This is a genomic window from Actinacidiphila bryophytorum (assembly GCF_016916835.1).
Classification (GTDB): Bacteria; Actinomycetota; Actinomycetes; order Streptomycetales; family Streptomycetaceae; genus Actinacidiphila; species Actinacidiphila bryophytorum.
Genome location: NZ_JAFFIX010000011.1, coordinates 49,136 through 72,815, shown reverse-complemented (window position 1 = coordinate 72,815; position 23,680 = coordinate 49,136). Strand labels below are relative to the sequence as shown.

General features: G+C 74.2%; 17 protein-coding genes. 10 read left to right on the top strand and 7 right to left on the bottom strand.

Annotated elements, in window-relative coordinates; genetic code table 11:
• Positions 1-35: 35 nt before the first annotated feature.
• Positions 36-947, bottom strand: a complete 912-nt coding sequence (locus JT723_RS18010) for an alpha/beta hydrolase (protein ID WP_205045689.1) — start codon at positions 945-947, stop codon at positions 36-38.
• Positions 948-1,099: 152 nt separating this feature from the next.
• Complete coding sequence (locus tag JT723_RS18005; protein ID WP_205045688.1) at positions 1,100-1,966, bottom strand: siderophore-interacting protein; 867 nt, start codon at positions 1,964-1,966, stop codon at positions 1,100-1,102.
• Between the two features lie 339 nt (positions 1,967-2,305).
• Here JT723_RS18005 and JT723_RS18000 point away from each other — a divergent pair, with 339 nt between their 5' ends.
• The 4 genes from JT723_RS18000 to JT723_RS17985 all read left to right on the top strand — a co-directional run bounded on the left by JT723_RS18000 (position 2,306) and on the right by JT723_RS17985 (position 11,530).
• On the top strand, positions 2,306-3,931 hold the full coding sequence (locus tag JT723_RS18000; protein ID WP_205045842.1) for a cellulase family glycosylhydrolase: 1,626 nt from the start codon (positions 2,306-2,308) through the stop codon (positions 3,929-3,931).
• Positions 3,932-4,105: 174 nt separating this feature from the next.
• Complete coding sequence (locus JT723_RS17995) at positions 4,106-5,800, top strand: MFS transporter (protein ID WP_205045687.1); 1,695 nt, start codon at positions 4,106-4,108, stop codon at positions 5,798-5,800.
• Positions 5,801-6,199: 399 nt separating this feature from the next.
• Positions 6,200-7,204 (top strand): helix-turn-helix transcriptional regulator, encoded by a 1,005-nt coding sequence (locus tag JT723_RS35800; protein WP_205045686.1) that lies wholly within the window; start codon positions 6,200-6,202, stop codon positions 7,202-7,204.
• Positions 7,205-7,372: 168 nt separating this feature from the next.
• A complete protein-coding gene (locus tag JT723_RS17985; protein ID WP_240165794.1) occupies positions 7,373-11,530 on the top strand; it encodes a carboxypeptidase regulatory-like domain-containing protein in 4,158 nt (1,385 codons plus the stop codon).
• A gap of 314 nt (positions 11,531-11,844) precedes the next feature.
• On the opposite strand, the gene JT723_RS17980 is transcribed toward JT723_RS17985, so the two are convergent.
• From JT723_RS17980 to JT723_RS17970, 3 genes are all read right to left on the bottom strand, one after another.
• Complete coding sequence (locus tag JT723_RS17980; RefSeq protein WP_205045685.1) at positions 11,845-12,516, bottom strand: FadR/GntR family transcriptional regulator; 672 nt, start codon at positions 12,514-12,516, stop codon at positions 11,845-11,847.
• Positions 12,517-12,588: 72 nt separating this feature from the next.
• On the bottom strand, positions 12,589-13,395 hold the full coding sequence (locus tag JT723_RS17975; protein WP_205045684.1) for a polysaccharide deacetylase family protein: 807 nt from the start codon (positions 13,393-13,395) through the stop codon (positions 12,589-12,591).
• A gap of 140 nt (positions 13,396-13,535) precedes the next feature.
• A complete protein-coding gene (locus tag JT723_RS17970) occupies positions 13,536-14,447 on the bottom strand; it encodes a 5'-3' exonuclease (protein ID WP_205045840.1) in 912 nt (303 codons plus the stop codon).
• A gap of 78 nt (positions 14,448-14,525) precedes the next feature.
• Here JT723_RS17970 and JT723_RS17965 point away from each other — a divergent pair, with 78 nt between their 5' ends.
• Positions 14,526-15,275 (top strand): helical backbone metal receptor, encoded by a 750-nt coding sequence (locus tag JT723_RS17965; RefSeq protein ID WP_205045683.1) that lies wholly within the window; start codon positions 14,526-14,528, stop codon positions 15,273-15,275.
• Here JT723_RS17965 and JT723_RS17960 read toward each other — a convergent pair.
• Positions 15,268-16,389 carry a TDT family transporter gene (locus JT723_RS17960; protein ID WP_205045682.1) on the bottom strand — a complete coding sequence of 374 codons (1,122 nt, stop codon included), beginning with the start codon at positions 16,387-16,389 and terminating at the stop codon, positions 15,268-15,270. The genes JT723_RS17965 and JT723_RS17960 overlap by 8 nt on opposite strands.
• Positions 16,390-16,460: 71 nt before the next feature.
• Here JT723_RS17960 and JT723_RS17955 point away from each other — a divergent pair, with 71 nt between their 5' ends.
• Both JT723_RS17955 and JT723_RS17950 read left to right on the top strand, forming a co-directional pair.
• Complete coding sequence (locus JT723_RS17955; RefSeq protein WP_205045681.1) at positions 16,461-17,429, top strand: LysR family transcriptional regulator; 969 nt, start codon at positions 16,461-16,463, stop codon at positions 17,427-17,429.
• A gap of 76 nt (positions 17,430-17,505) precedes the next feature.
• Positions 17,506-18,510: a DUF2510 domain-containing protein gene (locus JT723_RS17950; protein ID WP_205045680.1), complete on the top strand. Its 1,005-nt coding sequence runs from the start codon at positions 17,506-17,508 to the stop codon at positions 18,508-18,510.
• Between the two features lie 60 nt (positions 18,511-18,570).
• On the opposite strand, the gene JT723_RS17945 is transcribed toward JT723_RS17950, so the two are convergent.
• Complete coding sequence (locus tag JT723_RS17945; RefSeq protein ID WP_205045679.1) at positions 18,571-19,773, bottom strand: amino acid deaminase/aldolase; 1,203 nt, start codon at positions 19,771-19,773, stop codon at positions 18,571-18,573.
• Between the two features lie 658 nt (positions 19,774-20,431).
• On the opposite strand from JT723_RS17945, the gene JT723_RS17940 reads away from it, so the two are divergent.
• The 3 genes from JT723_RS17940 (at position 20,432) to JT723_RS17930 (ending at position 23,597) form a co-directional block, all read left to right on the top strand.
• Complete coding sequence (locus JT723_RS17940) at positions 20,432-21,394, top strand: hypothetical protein (protein WP_251513804.1); 963 nt, start codon at positions 20,432-20,434, stop codon at positions 21,392-21,394.
• Between the two features lie 227 nt (positions 21,395-21,621).
• Positions 21,622-22,872, top strand: a complete 1,251-nt coding sequence (gene mycP, locus JT723_RS17935) for a type VII secretion-associated serine protease mycosin (protein ID WP_372441336.1) — start codon at positions 21,622-21,624, stop codon at positions 22,870-22,872.
• A complete protein-coding gene (locus JT723_RS17930; protein WP_205045676.1) occupies positions 22,863-23,597 on the top strand; it encodes an SseB family protein in 735 nt (244 codons plus the stop codon). The genes mycP and JT723_RS17930 overlap by 10 nt, the downstream gene beginning before the upstream one ends.
• Positions 23,598-23,680 lie beyond the last annotated feature (83 nt).

Genomic DNA, 23,680 nt, shown 5'->3' with positions numbered 1-23,680 from the left:
TGCCGGCCCGCCCGCCTCCCGGCGGGCGGGCCGGCTCACAGGGTGCGGGCGAAGTGCGCCGCCGCCTCGTCGGCCGCACGGCCGACCTGCGGCGCCTGGTCGTAGAAGTCGAACTGGATGCCGTCGGTCCAGACGAACGTCCGCTCCCCGGCCAGGCCCTCGTGGAAGCGCCGGGCACCGTCCGGGATGGCGGCGTCCTCGCTGTGCACGAGCAGCACGGGCGCGGTCACCCGCGGGGCGATCGCGACGGCGTCGAAGTCCAGCCACTCCGACCAGGCCATGACGGCATAGCGGTTGGACCACTCGGGAATCCCGCCGCGCGCCGGGTCGAGGTAGAAGTCGATGTCGAACGGCATCGCCGCATCCGGGTCGCTGCCGCTGACCACCGGCACGTAGCGGACCTCCCCGGTCTCCTCGTACCGGCGGCGGGCCTCGGCCGCCGCGGCCTGCTTCGCCGCGATCCCCTCGGGGCCGCCGTAGTTCTCCTCGCAGATGCGGCGGTCGTGCAGCCACGGCGCCACCAGGGCCACCGAGCGCACGCGTGCGTCCTCGGCGGCGAAGGCACTGGCGTACATCGCCCCCGCGCACACCCCCAGCACCCCGAGCCGGCCGTCCGCCACCTCAGGGCGCGCGGTCAGGAAGCCGGCCGCCGCCCGCAGGTCGCGGACCTTCAGCCGCGGCGACTCGCAGTCGCGCGGCTCACCGGCGGACTCCCCGTACCCGGTGAAGTCGAAGGCCAGCGCCGCATGGCCGCGCCGGGCCAGCTCCTCGGCGTACCGGTCGGCCATCTGCTCCTTGACGCTGGTCCACGTCCCGGCGACCACGACTCCCGCGAGCGGACCGGCCGCACCGCCGCCCGCGGAGCCCGACGGCGGGTCGGGCAGGAAGAGGTGACCGGCGAGCTGGACGCCGCCGCTGTCGAAGCGGACGTTTTCGCGCAGGGGCATGGCACGGCTCCTTCTGCGAGGGGACGTACGACATCTCGGACCGTTCCCCATCATCACCGAGCCCCCGCCGCCCATCGGCGCCCGCGGACAACGCCCGGCGTACAACGCCAAGTTCAGCCCTGCACTGCCACCGGGACGCCACCGGAGCGCCGCTAGGGCCGCCCGCCGCCCTCGTGCTCGCGCTCCACCTCCGCATTCCACTCCCGCTTGGAGGACTGCCAGCCGTCCTCGTCGGCGCCGCGCCGCCAGTAGCCCGACACCGACAGGCGCTCGCGGGCGATGCCGCGCACCAGCCGCACGAAGCGCCGCAGCTCCTTGACGGCGCCCGCCTCGCCGTGGATGAAGACCTGCACGTCCCCCGGCGGGAAGTCCAGTGCGGTGACCGCCGCCACCAGCGCCTCGCCGACCGGCCGCCTGCCCCGGTGCAGCCAGCGCACCTCCACGTCGCCGCGCACCAGCAGCTTCTGCTCCTCCGCCGGTCCCGCGACCTCCACGAAGACCTTCGCCACCGCGCCGGGCGGCAGCTGCTCCACGGCCGCCGCGATGGCGGGCAGTGCGCTCTCGTCACCCGCGAGCAGGTGCCAGTCGGCGGCCGGGTCGGGGGCGTAGCCGCCGCCGGGGCCGAGGAAGGAGATGCCGTCGCCCGGCCGGGCCGCCGCCGCCCACGGGCCTGCCAGGCCCTCGTCGCCGTGGTGGACGAAGTCCACGGTGAGCGTGCCGGTCGCCGCGTCCCAGGCCCGCACCGTGTACGTACGGGTGCGCGGCCACTGCTCGCGCGGCAGGTCGCGGCGCACCGCTTCGAGGTCCAGCGGCTCGGGATAGGCCACGCCGGGCGGCGCGAAGACGAGTTTGACGTAGGCGTCGGTGTAGGCGCCGATGTCGGGCCGGTCGGCCGGGTCGACCACCAGCACGACCCGGATCATGTGCGGCGTCAGCCGCTCGGTGTGCACCACGGTGGCGTGCCGCGGCGTGGGAGTCCTGCGTGCGGGCCGCTGCGCCCTGTCCGCCGAGTCCGCCATGAATGAGCCCCGCTCTCTTGCCGCGTATCTCTTGCCGCGTAGGTAACCCTGATCGTACTTAGGTAAGCCTCACTCGTGGTCCCGGCGCCACCCGATTTCCCCGCTTCACAACTTGAAGGCTGCGCGACCCCTTGACGGCCCTCGGGTGTCGTCGCTTCCATACAGTTGCGGATGGGAGCGCTCCCACAGGCTTCCTGATCACCCGTCACGCCACGAACTGAAGCGTTCCATCCCCCCACCGAGAGGAAGCGCACCGTGGTTCCCAATCCGGACGTCCGAAGTCCGCTGAGAAGCCTGTCCCGGCTGCGCGTGGTGCTCGCCGCCGTCGTCGCGGCCGCGATGCTCGTGCTGCTGTCGCTCGCGGGGCAGAGCCACGCCAACGCCGCCGCCGCGCCGGCCGCAGCGGGCACCGGCTACTGGCACACCAGCGGCCGGCAGATCCTGGACTCAAGCAACCAGCCGGTGCGTATCGCGGGCATCAACTGGTTCGGTTTCGAGACCAGCAACGAGGTCGTGCACGGCCTCTGGTCGCGCGACTACAAGAGCATGATCGACCAGATGAAGACGCTCGGTTACAACACCATCCGGCTGCCCTACAGCGACGACATCTTCAAGCCGGGCGCCGCGGCCAACAGCATCACGTTCTACAACATGAACACCGACCTGCAGGGGCTCAGCCCGCTGCAGATCATGGACAAGATCGTCAACTACGCGGGATCGATCGGCCTGCGGGTCATCCTCGACCGGCACCGCCCGGACTCCAGCCAGCAGTCCGCCCTGTGGTACACCAGCAGCGTCCCCGAGTCGACCTGGATCACCAACCTCAAGGCGCTGGCGACCCGTTACCAGGGCAACACCGCTGTCGTCGGCATCGACCTGCACAACGAGCCGCACGACCCGGCCTGCTGGGGCTGCGGCGACACCACCGTCGACTGGCGGCTCGCGGCCGAGCGCGCGGGCAACGCGATCCTCGGCGTCAACCCCAGCCTGCTGATCTTCGTCGAGGGCATCCAGACCTTCAACGGCACCTCCGGCTGGTGGGGCGGCAACCTGATGGGCGCCGGGCAGTACCCGGTCGAACTCAACGTCGCCAACCGGGTCGTGTACTCGGCCCACGACTACGCCACCTCGGTCGCCCAGCAGACCTGGTTCACCGACCCGAGCTTCCCGTCGAACATGCCGGGCGTCTGGGACAAGTACTGGGGCTACCTCTTCAAGCAGAACATCGCCCCCGTGTGGGTCGGCGAGTTCGGCACCACCTTGCAGTCCACCATCGACCAGCAGTGGCTCAAGGCGCTGGTCAGCTACATGCTGCCGACCTCCGGCAACGGCGGCGACAGCATGAGCTGGACCTTCTGGTCCTGGAACCCCGACTCCGGTGACACCGGCGGCATCCTCAAGGACGACTGGCAGACCGTCGACACCGTCAAGGACGGCTACCTGAGCAGCATCAAGGCCCCGACCTTCGGCGGCTCGACCGGCGGCACCAACGGCGGTACGTCCACGGGCACTTCCACCGGTACGTCCACCGGCACCTCGACCGGCACCTCCACGGGTACGAGCACCGGCACGTCCACGGGTACGTCCACCGGCACCTCGACCGGCACCTCGACCGGTACGAGCACCGGTACGTCGTCCGGCAGCACCGGCGGCACCGGCAACAAGGGCTGCACCGCCACCCTGCACGTGGACAACCAGTGGGACGCCGGCTTCACCGCATCGGTCACCGTGACCAACACCGGCACCACCGCGACCTCCGGCTGGAAGGTCGCCTGGACCTGGGGCGGCAACCAGCAGGAGACCTCCGGCTGGAGCGCCACCATCACCCAGACCGGCTCGTCGGTCAGCGCGGTGAACCTGTCCTACAACGGGACGATCGCACCCGCCGCCTCGACCAGCTTCGGCTTCCAGGGCACCTCGTCAGGCTCGGTCGGCACGCCGACGCTGACCTGCACCGCCAGCTGACAGCTGCTCCATCTCCACCGCGGTACGACGCCGGCGGGCTCCCTTCCAGGGGGTCCGCCGGCGGCCGTGTGAAGGACATCGTGCAGACCCCTAGGCATACCGACCGGTCGGTACTAGCCTCTGGCCACACTCCGTCACTCCACCCGGTTTTCCCGTACCTCCAGGAGGAGCCGCATGTCCGCCACACCGACGTCGTTCGACGCCAACAGACCGGGACCACAGGCCGCGGGTGGCGACGCCCCCACACTGCTGCAGCGGCTCTACCGCCGCGATCTGGCCGCCTACCCGGCCACCGGCCCGCGGATGGCGTATCTGGCCATCGTGGTGGTCACCACGGTCGTGCTCTACTACATGCTCTACATCCAGTACGCGGTCGCCACGTCGATCATCACCCACTTCGACATGACCTACCGCTACTTCGTGTGGGTCTCGGTGATCGGCAACGCCGTCGGCGCCTTCGCCTCGCTCGTCGCCGGGCTCGCCGACCGATGGGGCCGGGCCAACATGGTGGTCTACGGCCTGCTGATCGCCTCGCTGCTGGTCTACTTCGGACTGCCGAACGCCGGCAGCAAGGCCGTCTACCTGGTGCTCTTCGCACTGGTCAGCATCGTCGAGGGCATCGTGCTGGTCGCCACGCCCGCACTGATCAGGGACTTCTCACCGCAGCTCGGCCGGGCCACGGCGATGGGCGCCTGGACGATGGGGCCGGTGGTCGGCAGCCTGGTCGTCACCACCGTCACCAGCCAGACCCTGGACACCTCCAGCTGGCAGGACGAACTGCGCTACTCCGCCCTGTCGGGCCTGGTGGTCTTCGTCGTGGCGATCGTCGCCCTGCGCGAGCTGTCCCCGCGGCTCCGCGACCAGATCATGGTCACCCTGCGGGACCGCGCCCTGGTCGAGGCCCGAGCCAAGGGCATCGACCCGCAGGCCGGCCGGCGTGCCGAATGGCGGCAGATGCTGCGGCTGGACATCGCGGGCTCCGGCCTGGCCATCGCCCTCTTCCTGCTGCTGTACTTCGCCGCCGTCGGCAACTTCGTCGTCTACTTCGCCACCACCTACGGCTACAGCGAGCAGCGCGCCAACGCGGTCGCCAACTGGTACTGGGCCGCCAACGCCATCGCGCTGGTCGTGGTCGGCCTGCTGTCCGACCGGCTCAAGGTGCGCAAGCCCTTCATGGTCGTCGGGGCGGTCGGCTCCATCGTGATGACGGCGGTCTTCGCCACCAGGGCGACCCACCCGACCACCGACTACTACACCTTCGCCTGGCTCTTCGTCGGCATCGGCGTCTTCAGCGGGGTGGCCTACGGCCCGTGGATGGCGGGCTTCACCGAGACGGTCGAGAAGCACAACCCGGCCGCCACGGCGACGGGCCTGGCGGTGTGGGGCTGGACGATACGGATCGTGGTCGCGGTCTCCGCGGCCTTCATCCCGGTGCTCGTCACCTCGGTGACCCCGCTCGTCGACCACGGGCCGCAGGTCACGGCGGCGCAGGCGCAGGCGGGGCCCGCGCTGGCGATCGTCGGCGCCCACCAGGACATCTTCGCGGAGCTGGGCAAGTACCCGGCGGGCAAGGCGCCCGCCGACGTCACCGCCCGCGCCGTCCAGGAGGTCGGCCCGGCCGACCTCGCGACCGTCCAGAAGGCCGGGCCGCAGCTGGCGGTGCTGCAGAAGTACGGGACGAAGGTCCAGAAGGCCGCGCACGACGGCCCCTCACAGTGGCGCACCTGGTGGTGGATCTGCGTCGGCGGCCAGGTCCTCTTCCTGCCCTTCGTCTTCCTGATGGCCGGGCGCTGGAGCCCCCGCAAAGCCCGTGAGGACGCCGCCCTCCACCAGGCCGCCGTCGACCGGGAGCTGGCCTCCCTGACCTGACCTCCTGCGCGGAGGGCGGCCCCTCTTCCGCAGAGGGCGAGCGTCCGCCGGCCCCGGCGGCTCGGGCGGCTCCCCCTGCGCAAGGGGGCAACCCTCAGGGGCGCGGGGAACTGCGCGCCGAGCCCCCACCGGGGCGCGGGTCGTCACCGACCGAAGGGGGCTGTCCGGTCCGTGCCGGACCACCGGCCGGTGGGGGCTGGTCGCGCAGTTCCCCGCGCCCCTGGGGTGGTTGCGGTCCGTCGCCCCGCGACGGCCCGTGGGGGCGGGCGCGCAGGTCCGTCCCCAGAGCTTCGCCTGGGGTACCCCCAGCGCCTCCCGGGGGCGCCGTCCGGCGCGGAGGGGGCGTCGTCCGGGGAAACGGGGCGTCCGGCGGGGCGCCGGACGCTAGAGTCCGCTGACATGACCGAACGTCCGTTTGAGGCGCTGGGGTTGAGTCCGGACGCCGACCAGGCGTATTCGCTCCTGGTGTCGAACCGGGGCGTGGCGCCCGCGGAACTGGCCCGCCAGATGGGCGTGGCGGCGGACCGGGGGCAGGCCGCGTGCGGCGAGCTGGCGGCGCGCGGCCTGGCCCGGCGCGGGCGGGACGGGAACTGGTATCCCGTCCCGCCGCATGCCGGCTTCCGGCCGCTGCTGTCGCGCGCACAGGAGCAGCTGCGGCTCGGCGCGGAGTTACTCGACCGCCTCGACGTGGAGTACCAGCGCGTCCACCAGGGCCACAGGGCCGAGGAGGCCGTGCAGGTGGTGGCGGGTGCGGCGGCGATCCGCCGCCGGGTGGAGGACTTCCGCGGCTCGGCCCGCCGCGAGATCGCCTCCTTCGTGCCGGGACCCGCGGTCGCCCCGCGCGAACCGCTGCCCGGCGGCGTACGGCGGCGGGTGGTGTTCGAGCGGGCGGGACTCGAGGCGGCCGGGGCGTTCGGGCCGCCGGGGGACCCGCAGATCGCCGCCCGGGTGGTCGGCCGGCTGCCGGCCCGGCTGGGGATCGCCGACCGCGAGGTCGCCCTGCTGCCGCCGGCCGCGGACCAGGACGCCGACCCGGTGATGCTGGTGGTGCTGCCAAGTCCCCTGCTGGACACGCTCACCGCGCTGTTCGACGCGGTGTGGGCGGGCGGTGTGCCGCTGGTGCGCCGCCCCGACGACCGGCAGCCGCGCAGCGCCCTGCGCTCGCGGATCCTGGCGATGCTGGTGAGCGGCAGCACGGACGCGGCGATGGCCCGCTCGCTCGGTGTGGCGGTGCGCACCGTGCAGCGCCACGTGGCGGCGATGCAGCGCGAGGCGGGGGTCGACAACCGTATCCAGCTGGTGTGGCACGCCGCCCGGCACGGCTGGCTGGACGATGTGCAGGGCGAGTTACCCGGCCTGCCCGGCGGCCAGGACGGCGGAAGTGCGCGCCGCCCGTCCGGATGACGGGAAGGCGACTCCGCCCAGCGGGACCCCCGATGTCAGGTATTCGACAAGGGTTTGACGAATCCTTGGTGCTTGTGTGGCACAGGTATACGCCAGCGGTCTGATCGACCGCGACCCTCGCGGCGGGCACCGCCGCGCTGCGGTCCCACTGCCCCCAGGGAGATCCCCTTGCGCATACCCGTTCCCAGACGCAGCCGCCGCACCGCCGGTGTGGTGGCCTTTCTCGCGTCGGCCGCCCTCGCCGTCGTGGGCCTCCAACTGCCCACCGCCGCACCGGCGTCAGCGGCACCGTCGAACCGGCCCGACGTCGTACGCCAGTGCGCGGACGCCAAGCCGGGGGAGTTCTCCTGCTTCGCGCTGCGCAGGACCGACGTACCGGCCAGGGCCGGGGTGCAGCCGCACGCCGCCACCCCCGACGGCTTCGGCGCCACCGATCTGCAGAGCGCGTACGCACTGCCGCCCGACGGCGGCGCAGGCCAGACCGTGGCCATCGTGGACGCCTACGACGACCCGACCGCGGAGGCGGACCTGGCGGTCTACCGCCAGCAGTACGGGCTGCCGGAGTGCACCACCGCCAACGGCTGCTTCAGCAAGGTCAGCCAGCGCGGCGGCGGCGACCTGCCCGACCCCGACCCGGACTGGGCCGGCGAGATCTCCCTCGACCTCGACATGGTCTCCGCGGCCGCGCCCAACGCGCACATCCTGCTGGTCGAGGCGGACTCGGCGTTCTTCGACGACCTGGGCGCCTCGGTGGACCAGGCGGTCGCGCTCGGCGCGAAGTACGTCTCCAACTCCTACGGAACGGGCTACGACAGCACTCCCGGCAGCGGTGAGGACCCGTCGGAAGCCACCAGCATGGACCCGTACTACAACCACCCGGGCGTCGCGGTCGTCGCCTCGTCCGGTGACGACGGCTACGGCGTCAGCTACCCGGCCGTCTCGCCGTACGTCACGGCGGTCGGCGGCACCGCGCTGACCCGGGACTCCGGCACCGCCCGCGGCTGGAGCGAGTCGGTGTGGAACAACGCCTACGGCGGCCCCGGCTCCGGCTGCTCGCTCTACGAGCCCAAGCCCGCCTTCCAGACCGACACCGTGTGCGACATGCGGGGAGAGGCCGACGTCGCGGCGGTCGCCGACCCGGCAACCGGCGTCGCGGTCTACCAGACCTACGGCAACGACGGCTGGGCGGTCTACGGCGGCACCAGTGCGTCGTCCCCGCTGATCGCCGGCGTCTACGCGTCGGCCGGCACCCCCGGCGACGGCACGTACCCCAACGCCTACCCGTACGCCAAGCCCGGCTCACTCAACGACGTCACCGAGGGCGACAACGGCTCCTGCAGCCCCGCCGCCCTGTGCACCGCGGGCCCCGGCTGGGACGGCCCCACAGGACTCGGCACCCCCAACGGGCTCGCCGCCTTCACCAGCGGCCCGCACGGCGTCTTCACCGGCACCGTCACCGACCACGCCACCGGCGCACCGATCGCCGGCGCCACCGTCAAGGCAGGTGACCACACCGCCACCACCGGCGCCGACGGCACCTACAAGCTCGACGTGCCGCCCGGCAGCTACGACCTGACGGCCGCCGCGTACGGCTACAGCAGCGGCAGCGCCACCGCCGTCGACCTCGCCGACGGCGCCACCGTCACCGAGTCCTTCGCCCTCGACGCGGTCCCGACCAGGACGGTGTCGGGCAAGGTCGCCGACGGCTCGGGGCACGGCTGGCCGCTGTACGCCTCGATCACCGCCGACGGCGTCCCCGGCGGCCCGGTCTTCACCGACCCGGCGACCGGCGCGTACACCCTGACGCTGCCGCAGAACGCGAGCTACACGCTGCACGTCACCGCCAACTACCCCGGCTACCAGGCCGTCAGCAAGACGGTGCAGCTCGCCGCCGCCGACCGGACGCTCAACGTGGCCGTGCCCGTGGACGGTTCGTCCACCGAGGCGCCCGGCTACGCGGTGCATCTGGACGGCACCACCGAGCCGTTCACCGCCACCACCGCGGCCCCCGCCGGCTGGAGCGTCGCCAACGCCGAGGGCACCAGCGGCGGCTGGACCTTCGACGACCCGGGCAAGCGCGGCAACCGCACCGGCGGCAGCGGCGGCTTCGCCGTCATCGACAGCGACGACATCGGCCAGGGCCTGGACCAGGACACCTCGCTGCTGTCCCCGTCCTACGACCTGACCGGCCAGAGCGCGCCGATCCTCGGCTTCGACACCGACTACAAGGAGTTCTCCAACTCCACCGCGGACGTGGACGTCTCCGCCGACGGCGGCACGACCTGGTCCACGGTGTGGGAGAAGACCACCACCTCGGTGGCCGGACCCGCGCACGTCGAGATCCCGCTGACCGACTACGCGGGCAAGAGCGACGTACGGCTGCGCTTCCACTACACCGGCACCTGGGCGTACTGGTGGCAGCTGGACAACGTCTTCGTCGGCAAGCGCAGCTACGACCCGGTGCCCGGCGGCCTCGTCGTCGGCACCGTGACCGACGCCAACACCAAGGCCGGCGTCAACGGTGCGACCGTCACCAGCACCGACCAGCCCGCCGACCACACCACCAGCACCGCCACGCCCGCCGACCCCAACGAGCCCGACGGCTTCTACTGGACCTTCTCGCACCTCACGGGCAAGCACCCGGTCAGCGCGGCGGCCTCGCACTACACCACCGCCTCCGCCACCGCCAACATCCCGCCCGACGGCACCGTCCGGCGCAACCTCACCCTCAAGGCGGGGCGGCTGAAGGTCACCCCGGCCGCGATCGACAAGACCGTCGCCTGGGGCAGGAGCACCACCCAGAACGTCACGGTCAAGAACACCGGCACCGCACCGGCCACCCTGACCCTGGGCGAGAACCCGGGCGGAGTCGTCGTCGCCAAGGCCGGCGCCCCGCTCAACCTCGTCAAGGGCGACTACTCGCCGCTCTCGCTCGCCGCGCACAGCGCCAAGTCCGGTGCCACCGCGGGCGCCAAGGCCGCCACCGCCGCCGCCGGCACCGCCGCGGGCGACGCCTGGCAGCCGGTGCCCGACCTGCCGGTCACCGTCGGCGACAACGCCGTCGCCGGCTACCAGGGCACCGTCTACTCGGCGTTCGGCTACACCGGGCTCGACGACACCAGCGACATGTACGCCTACAGCGCCGACAGCGGCACCTGGACCAAGCTCGCCTCCGCCGCCGACACCCGCGAGGCACCCGCCCACGGCATCATCAACGGCAAGTTCTACGCATCCGGCGGCTGGGGCGCCAACGGCAACCCCGACGCCAAGCTGGAGATCTACGACATCGCCACCGACACCTGGAGCAGCGGGGCCAGTTCACCCAAGCCCTACGCCGGCGCGGGCACCGCGGTGCTCGGCGGCAAGCTCTACTCCGTCGGCGGCTGCACCGCCGACGCCTGCGGCACCACCGACGTCACGGCGTACGACCCGGCCACCAACACCTGGTCCACCGCAGCCTCCTACCCCGAGGACGTCGCCTGGGAGTCCTGCGGCGCCATCAGCGGCAAGCTCTACTGTGCCGGCGGCACCATCGACGCCGGCACCCTCACGCACGGCTACGTCTACGACCCGGCAGCCGACAGCTGGTCGCCGATCGCCGACCAGCCCACCGACGCGTGGGGCGCCGCCTACACCTCCGCCAACGGCCTGCTCCTGGTCAAGGGCGGTGCCGTCAACGGAGGCGCCGCACTCACCAACCAGACCTGGGCCTACCAGCCCGACGACAACACCTGGACCGCGCTGCCCAACGCCACCGCCTCCCTGTACCGCGGCGGCGGCGCCGCCGGCTTCTACGCCGTCGGCGGCCTCGCGGGCCAGGTCCCCGCGAAGACCGCGGAAGTCCTGCCCGGATACGACCAGACCGACACCGCCGACGTCAGCTGGCTGAGTGAAAGCACCGACACGGTCACCCTCGCACCGGGTGCCAGCGCGAGCGTGACCGTCACGCTCGACGCCGCCGCGCCGGACATCAGCCAGCCCGGTACGTTCACCGCCACGCTCGGGCTCGGCTCCGACACGCCCTACCCGCTCGCGCCGGTGAACGTCTCCCTCACCGTCAAGCCCCCCGCCACGTGGGGCAAGATCACCGGTACGGTCACCGGCGGCGGTGCGCCGCTGAGCGGCGCCACGGTCCAGATCAACACGTGGGCCACCCACTACACCCTCAAGACCGCCAAGGACGGTACGTACGCGCTGTGGCTCGACGTCCGTAACAACCCCCTGACGGTGATCGTCGCGAAGGACGGCTTCCAGCCGACGGTCACGACGATCCGCATCGTCAAGGCCGCGACGACCACGGCCGACTTCACCCTCCTGAAGGACTAGCCCCCTCCGGGGAGAGGCCGCCCCTCAACCTGCGCCCCTGTCCTTCCCTGGGCGGGGGCGCACAGGTGATTGCCACGTGCTGTGGCGGTGCTTCTTTCCGCCCATGTGGGCTGGGCGCGCAGTTCCCCGCGCCCCTGAAAAACGCTCACCCAGCGGGAAGAGGGCACCCCCCAGGGGCGCGAGGAACTGCGCGCCCAATCACGACGCACCGGAAGGTGCAAGCTCACAGCAAGTGGCAACCACCCAGGGGCGCGGGGAACTGCGCGCCCAGCCCCCACCGAAGGGAAGGGCGTGCGGGGTACCGCGAGGGGCAGTCAGGGGGCGCCCTTGAGACGGGTGAGGGTCGCGGAGAACTCGGCGTTGAGGAGCGCGGCCGCCTCGGGGCCGTCGCCGGAGGCGATGGCGGAGACGACCGCCGCGGGATCGGCCTCGCGCAGGCCGAGGACACCGGTGAGGGAGGCCAGCGCCTCCCGCAGGACGGGCGCGAACTCCGCGAAAAGGTCCGTCAGGACGGAATTGCGCGCCCCGGCCACCATAGCCGCGTGCAACGCCATGTCCGCGTCCACGAACGCGGCATCGCCCCGCGCGGAAGCCAGCCGCCGCGCAGCAAGCGCAGCGACCATGCCCGCGACGTCCTCGTCCGTGCGCCGCCGTGCGGCAAGCCGCGCCGCCTGGACCTCCAGCACGGCCCGCGCCTCGTAGACCTCGGCGACGGCGGCCCGCCGCAAACCGGCCCGGAAGTCCTCCTGCGGCTCGGTGGAGATCACGAAGACCCCGGCGCCCTGCCGGGACTTGACCAGGCCGGCTTCGGCGAGCGCCCGTACGGCCTCGCGCACGGTGGAGCGCCCGACGCCGAGGGACGCGGCGAGCGCGGTCTCACCGGGCAGCCGCGTACCGACCGGCCACCGCCCGCCGAGGATCTGCTCGCGCAGATGCTCGGTGGCCTGCTCGACCAGCGGACTCGGCCGCAGGGAACCCAGCGGCATCGACGCTCACCTCTCAGGTTGTCTGAGGACTCGCTCCTGCCCAGTTTACCCGCGGTGTCCCTTTTGTGAGGTTCAGGGCCGGTAGACCTTGCCCGGCTCGGGCGCCGCCGGCGCGAGCAGTTCCGGCACCGTCACGAAGGTGTAGCCCTGTGCGCGCAGCGCGTCGATGATGCCGGGGACGGCCGGCACGGTCCCCTTGTAGAGGTCGTGCAGCAGGATGATCCCGTCCCGCTCGGCGTCCTTGAGTATCCGCTGGTGTATCAGCGCCGAGTCGGTGGTGGCGTAGTCGCTCGCGGTGTCGTTCCACAGCACCTGCGCCAGGCCCAGTTCCTTGCAGACCTTGGAGACCTTCTTGTCGGTGCGGCCCTGCGGCGGCCGCATGAGGGTGGGCCGCTTGCCGGTCAGCTTCTCCACCTGGTCGTCCAGGTGGTTCAGCTCGGTGCGTATCTCCTCCGGCTTGAGGTCGGTCAGCCGGCGGTGGGTCCAGGTGTGGTTGCCCAGCACGTTGCCGTTCTGGCCCATCTGCCGCACCAGGTCGGGGTATTTGTCGACGTGGTTGTGGCCGAGCAGGAAGAAGGTCACCCGTACCTTCTTCTCGGCCAGGATCTTCAGCAGCGCCGGGGTGTGCTCGCTCGGCCCCGCGTCGAAGGTCAGCGCTATGCACTTGGCCTTGCGGCAGTCCACTGCCCCTGCCGGCAGCGCCGCATGGCTCCCGGCGCCCGCCTTGCCGTCGTCCGCCGCCTTGTACGCGGCCTCCCGCGCGCTCTTCGGCGACTGGGCGTCGTAGGTCGCGCACCCGGTCAGGGAGAAGGCCATGGCCGCGGCGGCGAGCACGGCGGTCAGCGCGGTCCGCCGGAGGGGACGGGGTGTTTTCGGCATGGCGGATCCTCCGGATGTCGGTGCCTTGGCTGTGCGAGAGCTGTGCGCCCTGGGGTGCGGCTGGGCCACTCTACACACCCGCTATACATGCCGCGTATAGCGGGTGACCTGCACCGCCATGCGCACCTTCGGTGTTGGGGTCACGCCCTGAGGGCGAGCACCTCCAGCAGCCGGGTCAGCGACCCGCCCAGGCCCCAGCGGGCGGCGAGGGCGTCCAGCTCCGCGGGGGACGCCGCAGCGCGGGGGAGTGCCGAGCGGAAGTACGGCAGCGGGACGTCCTTTGCGACGGCGACGACCTTCGGGGCGACGTCGAGGTAGTCGGCCGCCGCGATGATGTTGCGCCGCCGCGCCGGGGTCAGCCGGGAGAAGGTCTCACCGGCTGCCGCCCGCACTCCGGCCAGGTCGCCGTACTCCGTGACCAGCTGCGCCGCGGTCTTCTCGCCGATGCCCTTCACGCCGGGCAGTCCGTCGCTGGGGTCGCCCCGCAGGGCGGCGAAGTCGGCGTACTGCGCGGCCCGTACGCCGTAGCGCTCCTGGATCGCGGCCTCGTCGATGAGGTCGCAGTCCCCGACGCCCTTGCGCGGGTACAGCACCCGCACCCCGCGGGCGTCGTCCACCAGCTGGAAGAGGTCGCGGTCGCCGGTGACGATCGCGACAGGACGGGTGGCGGCGGAGGCGAGGGTGCCGATCACGTCGTCCGCCTCGTAGCCGGGCACCCCGACCCGGGCGATGCCGACCGCGTCGAGCACCGCCTCGATCACCGGCACCTGGGGCGAGAGCGTGTCGGGCACCTCCTCGATGTCCCCGCCGTCCTCGACCTCCTCGGCGACGCGGTGCGCCTTGTAGGAGGGGATCAGGTCCACCCGCCACTGCGGGCGCCAGTCGGCGTCCATGCAGGCCACCAGGTCGGTGGGGGAGTGGTCGGCGACCAGCCGGGCGATGAAGTCCAGCAGCCCGCGCACCGCGTTGACCGGGGTGCCGTCGGGCGCCTTCACCGATTCGGGCACCCCGAAGTAGGCGCGGAAGTACAGACTCGCCGTGTCGAGCAGCAGCAGCTTGCCGCCTGTTTTCTGGTCGGTCACCGCGACAGCATGGCATGCACCGCCGACAGCGGCCCGTACGGTGGCCCGATGGCTCACCTGAACCGGGGGCGCGGCTCCGCCGTACGGCGCGTCGTCTCGCTCGTGCCCTCCCTCACCGAGGCGGTCGCCGCGACCGCACCCGGCCTGCTCGCCGGCGCCACCGACTGGTGTACCCACCCGGCAGACCTGGCCGTGCCCAGGATCGGCGGCACCAAGAACCCCGACGTGGCGGCGGTCGCCGCGCTAGCGCCGGACCTGGTGGTCGCCAACGAGGAGGAGAACCGCCCCGCCGACCTGGCCGCGCTGCGGGCGGCGGGCCTTGACGTGCTGGTCACCGAAGTGCGGTCGCTGGCGCAGGCGTTCACCGAGCTGGACCGGCTGCTGACCGGGGCCTGCGGCCTGCCGCGCCCCGGCTGGCTCGACGCGGCCGAGGACGCCTGGCGCGACGTCCCCGTCCTGCCCCGCCCGCTGCGCGCGGTCGTGCCGATCTGGCGCCGCCCCTGGATGGTGCTGGGCCGCGACACCTTCGCGGGCGACCTGCTCGCCCGCCTCGGTGTGACCCCGGTCCACGCCGGCCACGCGGAGCGCTACCCGCGCATCCCGCTGCCGGAACTGCTCGCGGCCCGCCCCGACCTGGTCGTGCTGCCCGACGAGCCCTACCGCTTCACCGCCGACGACGGCCCCGAGGCCTTCCCCGGCATCCCCGCGGCCCTGGTGAGCGGGCGCCACCTGACCTGGTACGGGCCGTCGCTGGCGGACGCGCCGCAGGTGCTGGCGCAGGCGCTCGCCGTCAGTTGAGCGGGGCGGGGCGTACGGGGAGCGCGCCGGTCAGCAGCCCGCGCAGGGTGCCGGACGCCGCCGCGGCCCAGGCCGCGACCAGCAGGGCGTAGAGCGCGACCGCCAGCCAGGTGGCCGCGTCGAGGCCGGTGTGCCGGGCCAGGGCTGCGGCGCCGGTCGCGCAGGTGCCGACGGGGAAGGTGAAGGACCACCAGGTCATCGAGAAGCGCAGGCCGCCGCGGGCCGCCCGCACCACCATGGCCGCGGCCACCGCCAGCCACAGCAGGGCGAAGCCCATGACCGGCACCCCGTAGAGCACCGAGAAGTCCCGCAGCGCGCCCGCGTACGGCGCCGCGACCGCGCCGGGCGCCGCGTCGGCCAGCGCACCGGTCGCCGTCGTGGACTGGCCGAGCGGCCCGAGCACCAGGAAGAGCGCGGGCGTCAGCGCCACCGGCAGCGGCCCGTACCGCAGCAGCCGCCCCCACACCAGCGGCAGCAGCATCAGCGTGGCCAGCAGGCTCAGGCCGAACATCGCGTAGCAGCCGAGCAGCAGCGCCTCGCGGGCCTGCACCGCGCCGGGCGGCAGGTGCGGTACCAGGGCGGGGCCGAGTGCGGCGGCGACCATCGGCGCCACCACCGGAAGCAGCCACACCGGCGAGGCGTCGTCAGCGCCGATCCGGTGCCGGGTCACCATCAGGTACGGGACCGCCGCCGCGACCAGCAGCCCGCTCGCGGTGCCCGCCGTCCACAGCGCGGCGTCCAGCGTGACGGCGGCGCGCTCGCCGACCACCCGCGGCCCCAGGGCGAGCGCGCCCCCGCCGACCGAGAGCAGCGCCATCGGCAGGCAGCCGTAGAAGGGTGCGACGGCCGGGTCGCGCAGGTGCGCCCGCGCCGCGTCCGGGTGCCTGGCCCAGTGCCCGGCCCGTGCGGCGAGCACCAGGCAGAGCAGCCCGGCGGCCAGCACCCACACCCCGGTGCACGCGTCCCGCAGCCACCCGGGGCTGCCGGGCAGCGCGGCCCCCGCGTTCCCGACGATCGCGGTGCCCATGACGGCCGCGTACCAGTTCGGGCCGACGTATCTGAGGCGGAGGCCGGTGGTGCGTACGGCGGCGGGGGCGGAGACGACGGTGACCATGTCCTCCACGATCACCGGGAACGGGGCCGCCCGGTAGCACCCTCCCGGCGATCACCTCATAAGCTGGGGTTATGACCTCAGGCGACTCGTCCACAGGTGACCGGCCCGCAGGTGACCGGCCCGCAGCCGGGCTTGCCGGGAGGGTGCCGGACCTCGGCGGGATGGAACTGCTCGTCGCCGTCGCCCGGCTGGGGAGCCTGGGGCGGGCCGCGCGGGAGCTGGGGATCAGCCAGCCGGCCGCCAGCGGGCGGATGCGCGCACTGGAACGGCAGCTCGGGGTGGCGCTGGTACGGCGGTCGCCCGGCGGGTCGCGGCTGACGGAGTCCGGCGCGCTGGTCACCGAGTGGGCGCGCAAGGTGCTGGAGGCCGCGGCGGACTTCGACGCAGGGGCGCGGGCGCTGCGCGGGCAGCGCGACTCCCGGCTGCGGGTCGCGGCGAGCATGACCGTCGCCGAGTACCTGCTGCCCGGCTGGCTCACCGCCCTGCACGTACGCCACCCCGGCACCGCCGTCTCGCTGGCCGCGGGCAACTCCGTCGCGGTCGCCGCGCAGGTCGCCTCGGGCGCGGCCGACCTCGGCTTCGTCGAGGGCCTCGACGTGCCCGCGGGCCTCGACGCGGTCGTCATCGGTCAGGACCGGCTGCTGGTCGTGGTCGCCCCCGCCCACCCGTGGGCCGCCCGCCGCAGGCCGCTGCCCGCCGCCGAGGTGGCGACCACCCCGCTGCTGCTGCGCGAGGAGGGCTCCGGCACCCGGCAGGTGCTCGACGCGAGCCTCGCCCCGCACGGCGGCCCGGCCGTACCCCTGCTGGAACTCGCCTCCACCACCGCCGTGAAGACCGCGGCCGTCGGCGGCGCAGGTCCCGCCGTGCTGAGCGAACTCGCCGTCGCCGACGAGCTGTCCGCGCACCGGCTGGTCGACGTCCCCGTCGCAGGACTCGACCTGCGCAGGGCGCTGCGCGCGGTGTGGCCCGCGGGGCACCGCCCGGCAGGCCCGGCCCGCGACCTGCTCGGCCTCACCCGCCGCGCCGCACCTCGCAGATAGCCCAGGGCGGCCCCGAGCACCAGGCCGGGCCGCCCTCCTTACGGGATTCTCATGCGAGGGCCATAGGGTGACCGCCGTGACGACGACGACCCCGCCCGGCTGGTATCCAGAACCCGGGCACACAGGCAACGGCCCGGCGATGGAACGCTGGTGGGACGGCTCCGCGTGGACGGAGTACACCAGGACCGCCCCCGTGCCCGACGCGGCCCAGCAGGCGTACCCCGGCTACCCGTCGGGACCCGACTACATCGGATACCCCGGCGGCGGCACGGGCGGCCCCGGCGGCCGGCGCACCGGGACGGTGGTGATCGCCCTGGTCGCCTCGCTGGTCCTGATCGGCGCGATCGTCGCCGGCGTCCTCGTCCTGGGCAAGGACGACAACAAGAACGACGACGCGAAGACCTCGCCGACGCCCACCCACACCGGCGGCCGCATACCCGGACCCGCGCCCCAGCCGTCCGACGGCGGCAGCGGCGGTGACGACGGAGGCACCGGGGGCGACAGCGGCGGCTCGGGCAACCTGCCGCCCAACGACGGCAAGTCTGCCGTCGACGCCGCCGACGCGGTCAGCCTGCCGGTGCTCGACGGCTGGACCGGCCAGTCCGGCCTGAAGGGCTCCAGCGTCTCCTACGGCCCCTACACCTGCCCCGGCACCTCGGGCGGCACCTGCTCGCTGGCCGGCGCCAACGCGGAGCCCGCGGCCCAGGAGGAGATCACCGCCACCACCGCGGAGGGCGCAGCCAAGGAGGACATCGCCAAGAACGCGGCGGCCTCCTACAACCAGGACACCTACGGCGCCACCACCTCGCACCAGCAGCTCAAGGCCGGCGCGGTGACCGTCGCGGGCCAGAAGGGCTACTACGTGCGCTGGAAGGTCACCACCGCCTCCGGCACCAAGGGCTACGTCCAGTCGCTGGTCTTCCCCTCGCCGTCCACCAAGCAGCTGGTGCTGGTCCGCTTCGGCTTCGACATCACCGCCAAAGCGCCGGGCGCGGACGTGATCGACCAGATCGTCCAGGGCATCAAGTCCGACACCAGCCTCGGCAGCGGCACCGCCGGCGGCACAGGAACCGGGGTCTGAGACCCGCCGTCACCCCTCCCACCGCGGCGGCGGCGGACCCGGCCGGCCCTCTGGCACAGCTCAGAGGAAGGTCTTGCCCTCGCCGCGGTAGGTCGGCACCACCGCTGCCACCTCGTCGCCGTCGATCAGGTGCAGTTCGGCGAACCGCTCGCACAGCTCGCCGGCCTTCGCGTGCCGGAACCACACCTTGTCGCCGATCAGCAGGTCGTCGGCCGCAGACCCCAGCAGCGGGGTCTGCACCTCGCCCGCGCCCTCCTGCGGGTCGTAGCGCAGCCCCTCGGGCAGGTACGGCACCGGCAGCCGGTCGCCGCCCGGCGCGCCGGACGCCGGGTAGCCGCCGCCGAGCACGGTGACCACGCCGACGCCGGGGCGGCGCACCACCGGCAGCCCGAACAGCGCGGCCGGGCGGCCCCGGAAGGACGTGTAGTTGTCGAAGAGCCGCGGCACATAGAGCCCGGAGCCCGCCGCGATCTCGGTGACCGCGGCCTCCGCCGCCGTGTGCTGCACGCTGCCGGTGCCGCCGCCGTTGACGAACTCAAGGCCCGGCTCGACCGCGCGCACCGCCCGTACGGCCTCGGCCCTGCGCGCCGCCAGCTCCTTGCGGGCCGCGGACTGCATCAGGCGTATCGCCATCGAGCGCACCGGCCGCCCCCGCAGCGCGTCGCCGACACCGGCGACATGCCCCTCGTAGCCCATGACGCCGACCAGCCGGAAGCCGCGGCGCTCGGTGACCGTACGGGCCACCGCCGCCAGCGCCTCCGGGTCGTGCAGCGACGAGCGCAGCGCCCCGATCCGCAGCCGGCCCGCCAATTTGCGCAGGCTGGTGTCCAGTTCGAGGCACACCCTGACCGTCTGCGTGCCGGAGCCGCGGGCCGCGTCGATCAGGTCGAGCTGCGCCACGTCGTCCACCATCACGGTCACCGCGGCGGCGAGCTTGGGGTCGGCGGCCAGCTCGGCATAGGCGGCGCGGTCCGCCGAGGGGTAGGCCAGCAGCACATCGGTGAAGCCGGCCCTCGCCAGCCACAGCGACTCGGCGAGCGTGAACGACATCAGGCCCGAGAAGCCGTCGTGCTCCAGGGCGCGCTCCAGCAGGGCACGGCAGCGTACCGACTTGGTGGCGACACGGATCGGCTTGCCGCCGGCCCGCCGCGCCAGGTCGGCGGCGTTGGCGTCGAACGCCGCCAGGTCCACGACCGCGAGCGGGGCGTCGAGATGGGCGGTGGCCCGGTCGTACCGGGCGCGGTCGGCTGCGTGCTCTGACATGTGCCGCAGCTTGCCAGACCGGCCCTACCGGGCGGTAGGGCCGCGCTGCCCCGGGCCCGCGGGAACCGTAGGCCCCAGCAACCCCGTAGAGTGACGCGCAAGCCGCGCAGGTACAGGTCATACGAGGGGGCGCCGGGTGAGCACCGGAGTGGACAACGGAGAACCCCCGGCGACTCCGTTCCCCACCCTCCACCCCCGCACCCCCGAGCCCGCCGACGGCCCCCCGCCCCCGCCCCGCCACCGCCCGGTCCCGCCGCCCCCCAACCCCGCCACCCGCCTGACCGACCCGCCGCCCGCGCACGGTGCCGCCTCCCCGGCCGCGCCGGCGGCGGCAGACGGCGGTGGCGTCCTCCCGGCTGCGCCTGCCGCGCCGGTCGCTCCGCCCCGGGCGCATGCGTCGTCCGCGGCGCCGGATGCGGGCGGGGTCTTGCCGGGTGCTGCTGTGCCGCCTCCGGCGCCGGACGCGGGTGGGGCTTTCCCGGCTGCGCCTGCCGCGCCGGTCGCTCCGCCCCGGGCGCCCGCCTCGTCCACGCAGGACGCGGGTACGCCCCCGCCCGCCGCGCCGCCGAGGCCGTACGTGCCCGCGCCGACCGCCGCGCCCGACGCCACGCGGGTGCCGCCGCGGCCGGCCGCGCCGCCACCGCCTGCACGTACGCCCGTGCCGCCCCCGCCGCAGGCCGAGGCCCCGGCTGCCGCCCCGGAGGCGCCGCCCGGGCCGGCCGTACCGCCGCCGCCCGCGCACGCGCCGCAGCCGGTGACCGTCACACCGCCGCCCGCGGCCGTGCCCCCGCCGCCGCACGCGGCGCCCGCGCCCCCGGCCTACCCGCCGCGGAGGAGCCGGGCGGTCAGGGGAGCCGCGGCCGTGTCCGTCGTCGTCGGGCTCGGGCTGATCGGCGGGGCGGTCGCCGGTGCCGTGATCGACCGCGGCCCGCACGCGGCACCTCAGGCCGCACCCGGCAGCCCGGCGGAGTTCGCGCAGGCGCGGGACGTGTGGCACAGCGCACCGGTCGGCACGCTCTTCCCGCCGACCGTGGCGGGCAAGGGCGCGGGTCCCGGCGGCGCCGACCGGACGTGGACCCGGGTCGGGGTCGCCGCGCCCAGCACCTGCACCGGCGCCTTCGACCCGCTGCTCGGCCAGGTCCTGGCACCCACCGGGTGCCTGAAGCTGCTGCGGGCCACGTACGTGGACAGCACGTCGACCACGGTCACCACGGTGGGCCTGCTCGTCACCACGGCGGACGCCGCCGGCATGCAGGCGCTCGGCAGCCGCTGGTCCGGCGAGCACCTCGGCGACCGCACCGACCTGATACCGCGCCCCGTCGCCTTCCCCGGTACGCCCGCGGCCGCGTTCGGCGTGAAGCAGCGCGGCAGCTGGGACGTACGGGTCTCCGCGAACCTGCCCTTCGTCGTCTACGCGGTCAGCGGTTTCGCCGACGGCCGCGCCGTCCCCGGCCCGCAGCCCGCGTCCGCCGCCCTGGCCGCCGGCGCGACCACCGCCCCGGCGCAGGCGGGCCTCGGCCACGACGCCACCGGCCTGGCCAAGGCCATCGACGCCCGCCTGACCGCGACCGTGACCGCGGAACTGCACCCGACCCCCACCGCGCGAACGGAGCCCCGATGACCCCCCGCACGCCCCCCGGCCCCGGGGGCGTACCCACACCCCGCTTGGCCCCCGGCCCGGAACGCATACGGCCGACCGGCCCCGGCGCGACCCCCGGCCCGGAGGGCGTACGGACCACCCGCCGGCTGGCCCCCGGCCTCGGAGGCGTACCGACCACCGGCCGTAACGCGGCCCTCGGCCCGGACGGCGTACGGACCGTCGGCCGCACGCCCCCCGGCCCCGGGGGCATACCCGCCGCGCGCCGCCGCAGGGTTCTCGCGGGCAAGGCCGCAGCCGTCCTCACCGCCGCCGCCGCGCTGCTCGCCGCCGGCGGCGAGCCGGCTGCCGCTGACACCGTCAGGGACCGGGAGTGGGCGCTGGCGGCGCTGCATGCGCAGACGGCGTGGGAGACCAGCAAGGGCGCGGGCGTGACGGTCGCCGTGCTCGACACCGGTGTCGACGCCACCCACCCCGACCTGACCGGCCAGGTCCTGGCCGGCAAGGACCTGGTGGGATTCGGCGCCTCCCGCGGCGACAAGACGTGGGCCAACCACGGCACCGGCATGGCCGCGATCATCGCCGGGCACGGCCACGGCCCCGGCGGCGGCAGCGGAGTGCTGGGCATCGCGCCCGAGGCCAGGATCCTGCCCGTGCGGGTGATCCTGGAGGAGAAGGACCCCAAGCGCGACCAGGCGAGGAAGAGCCGGGGCGGGGCGCTGCCCGAGGGCATCAGGTGGGCCGCGGACCACGGCGCCGGCGTCATCAACCTCTCACTGGGCGACGACAGCGCGACCGCCGCCCCGGTGGCCGCCGAGGCGGACGCGATCCAGTACGCGCTGGGCAAGGGCGTCGTCGTGGTGGCCTCCGCGGGCAACAGCGGGGACAAGGCGGACCGTTCCTCCTACCCGGCCGCCTACCCGGGGGTCATCGCGGTGGCCGCGGTCGACCAGAGCGGGCGCCACCCCTCCTTCTCCACCCACCGCTGGTACGCCTCGGTGGCCGCACCCGGCGAGGACGTCGTCATCGCCGACCCGGACCGCAAGTACTACGACGGCCTGGGCACGAGCGCCGCCTCCGCGTACGTCTCAGGCGCCGCCGCCCTGCTCAGGTCGGCCTACCCCGAGCTCAGCCCGCTGCAGATCAAGCAGGTGCTCCAGGACACCACCCGGCACAAGCCGAAGGGCGGCAGGAGCGACGAGATGGGCACCGGCGAGATCGACCCGGCCGCGGCGCTGGCCGCGGCGGCGAAGCTCAAGCCGGCACCGCTCGCGCCGGTCGCCGCCGCCTACCCGCACCGCTACTTCGGCACGGGCCCCGACCCGGCGCCGGCGCCCGAGGCCGCTTCCAGCGTCCTGGGCAACGGCGTCGCCGCCGCCTTCGGCGCCGTCGGCGCGGTGCTGGTCGCGCTGGCCGCGCTGCTGTGGTTCCGCCCGCGGCGGCCCGCCCCCGCGGGCACGGGCGACGTACCGCCGCCGGATAGGCTGCCGGAGTGGCGCTGAAGAACATCCCCGACCCCGGTTACGCCGACGACGACGGCTCCGCGGACCCCGCCCTGGCCGCGGCCCTGGCCGCATGGGCCGCGGACCGCGGCAGGGAGCCGGAGCTGATCGAGGCGCTGCACGGCGCCAGGCTGCTGGTGCCGGTGGTCGCGGTGCTGGGCGAGGCGGAGACCGGCCCGGACGGGCTGCGCCGGGAGAAGAGCAGCGACATGGCGGTGCCCACCATCCAGGCACCCGGCGGAAGGCGTGCCCTGCCCGCCTTCACCTCCACGGCGGCGCTGGCGCGCTGGCGCCCCGACGCGCGGCCGGTCGCCGTACCGCTGCACCAGGCGCTGCAGGCGCTGGCCCACGAGCAGGCCGACACGCTGCTGATCGATCTGGCGGGGCCGGTCACGTACGAGCTGACCGGCGCCGCGCTGCGTACCGCCGCCCGCGGCCCCGGGCGCGGGGAGCCGCTGGACGACCCCGGGGTGCGGGCCGCGCTGCGGGCCGCGGTGGCCGCGGAGCCCGGTGTGGTGCGCGCCCACCTGACGCCCGGCACGGACAGCGACGGCACCCTCGGCCTGGTGCTCGCGCCGGGCGCGGACGTGGCCCGCACGGGTCGGGCGCTGGCCGCGGCGCTGGCCGCGGACGACACGCTGCGGGCGGGCCTGCGCCAGGGCATCGACCTGGCCCTGCTGCCGCCGGACGCCGTCCTGCCCGGGGAACCGCTCTTCACCCGCTGACCGCCCCGCCCGGCAGGTGCGCTCTTGTGGCATGGCAGACGGCTTTCGTCCGAGATGTGGGTTTCACCCGAAAAGCCGACAAT

Excerpts from the sequence above, each read along its gene's own strand:
- JT723_RS18010 (WP_205045689.1), bottom strand. The coding sequence starts at position 947 with ATGCCCCTGCGCGAAAACGTCCGCTTCGACAGCGGCGGCGTCCAGCTC.
- JT723_RS17980 (WP_205045685.1), bottom strand. The coding sequence starts at position 12,516 with ATGCCGCTGGGTTCCCTGCGGCCGAGTCCGCTGGTCGAGCAGGCCACC.
- JT723_RS18000 (WP_205045842.1), top strand. The coding sequence starts at position 2,306 with ATGCTCGTGCTGCTGTCGCTCGCGGGGCAGAGCCACGCCAACGCCGCC.
- JT723_RS17975 (WP_205045684.1), bottom strand. The coding sequence starts at position 13,395 with ATGCCGAAAACACCCCGTCCCCTCCGGCGGACCGCGCTGACCGCCGTG.
- JT723_RS17965 (WP_205045683.1), top strand. The coding sequence starts at position 14,526 with ATGGCTCACCTGAACCGGGGGCGCGGCTCCGCCGTACGGCGCGTCGTC.
- JT723_RS17945 (WP_205045679.1), bottom strand. The coding sequence starts at position 19,773 with ATGTCAGAGCACGCAGCCGACCGCGCCCGGTACGACCGGGCCACCGCC.
- JT723_RS18005 (WP_205045688.1), bottom strand. The coding sequence starts at position 1,966 with ATGGCGGACTCGGCGGACAGGGCGCAGCGGCCCGCACGCAGGACTCCC.
- JT723_RS17960 (WP_205045682.1), bottom strand. The coding sequence starts at position 16,389 with ATGGTCACCGTCGTCTCCGCCCCCGCCGCCGTACGCACCACCGGCCTC.
- JT723_RS35800 (WP_205045686.1), top strand. The coding sequence starts at position 6,200 with ATGACCGAACGTCCGTTTGAGGCGCTGGGGTTGAGTCCGGACGCCGAC.
- JT723_RS17955 (WP_205045681.1), top strand. The coding sequence starts at position 16,461 with ATGACCTCAGGCGACTCGTCCACAGGTGACCGGCCCGCAGGTGACCGG.
- JT723_RS17995 (WP_205045687.1), top strand. The coding sequence starts at position 4,106 with ATGTCCGCCACACCGACGTCGTTCGACGCCAACAGACCGGGACCACAG.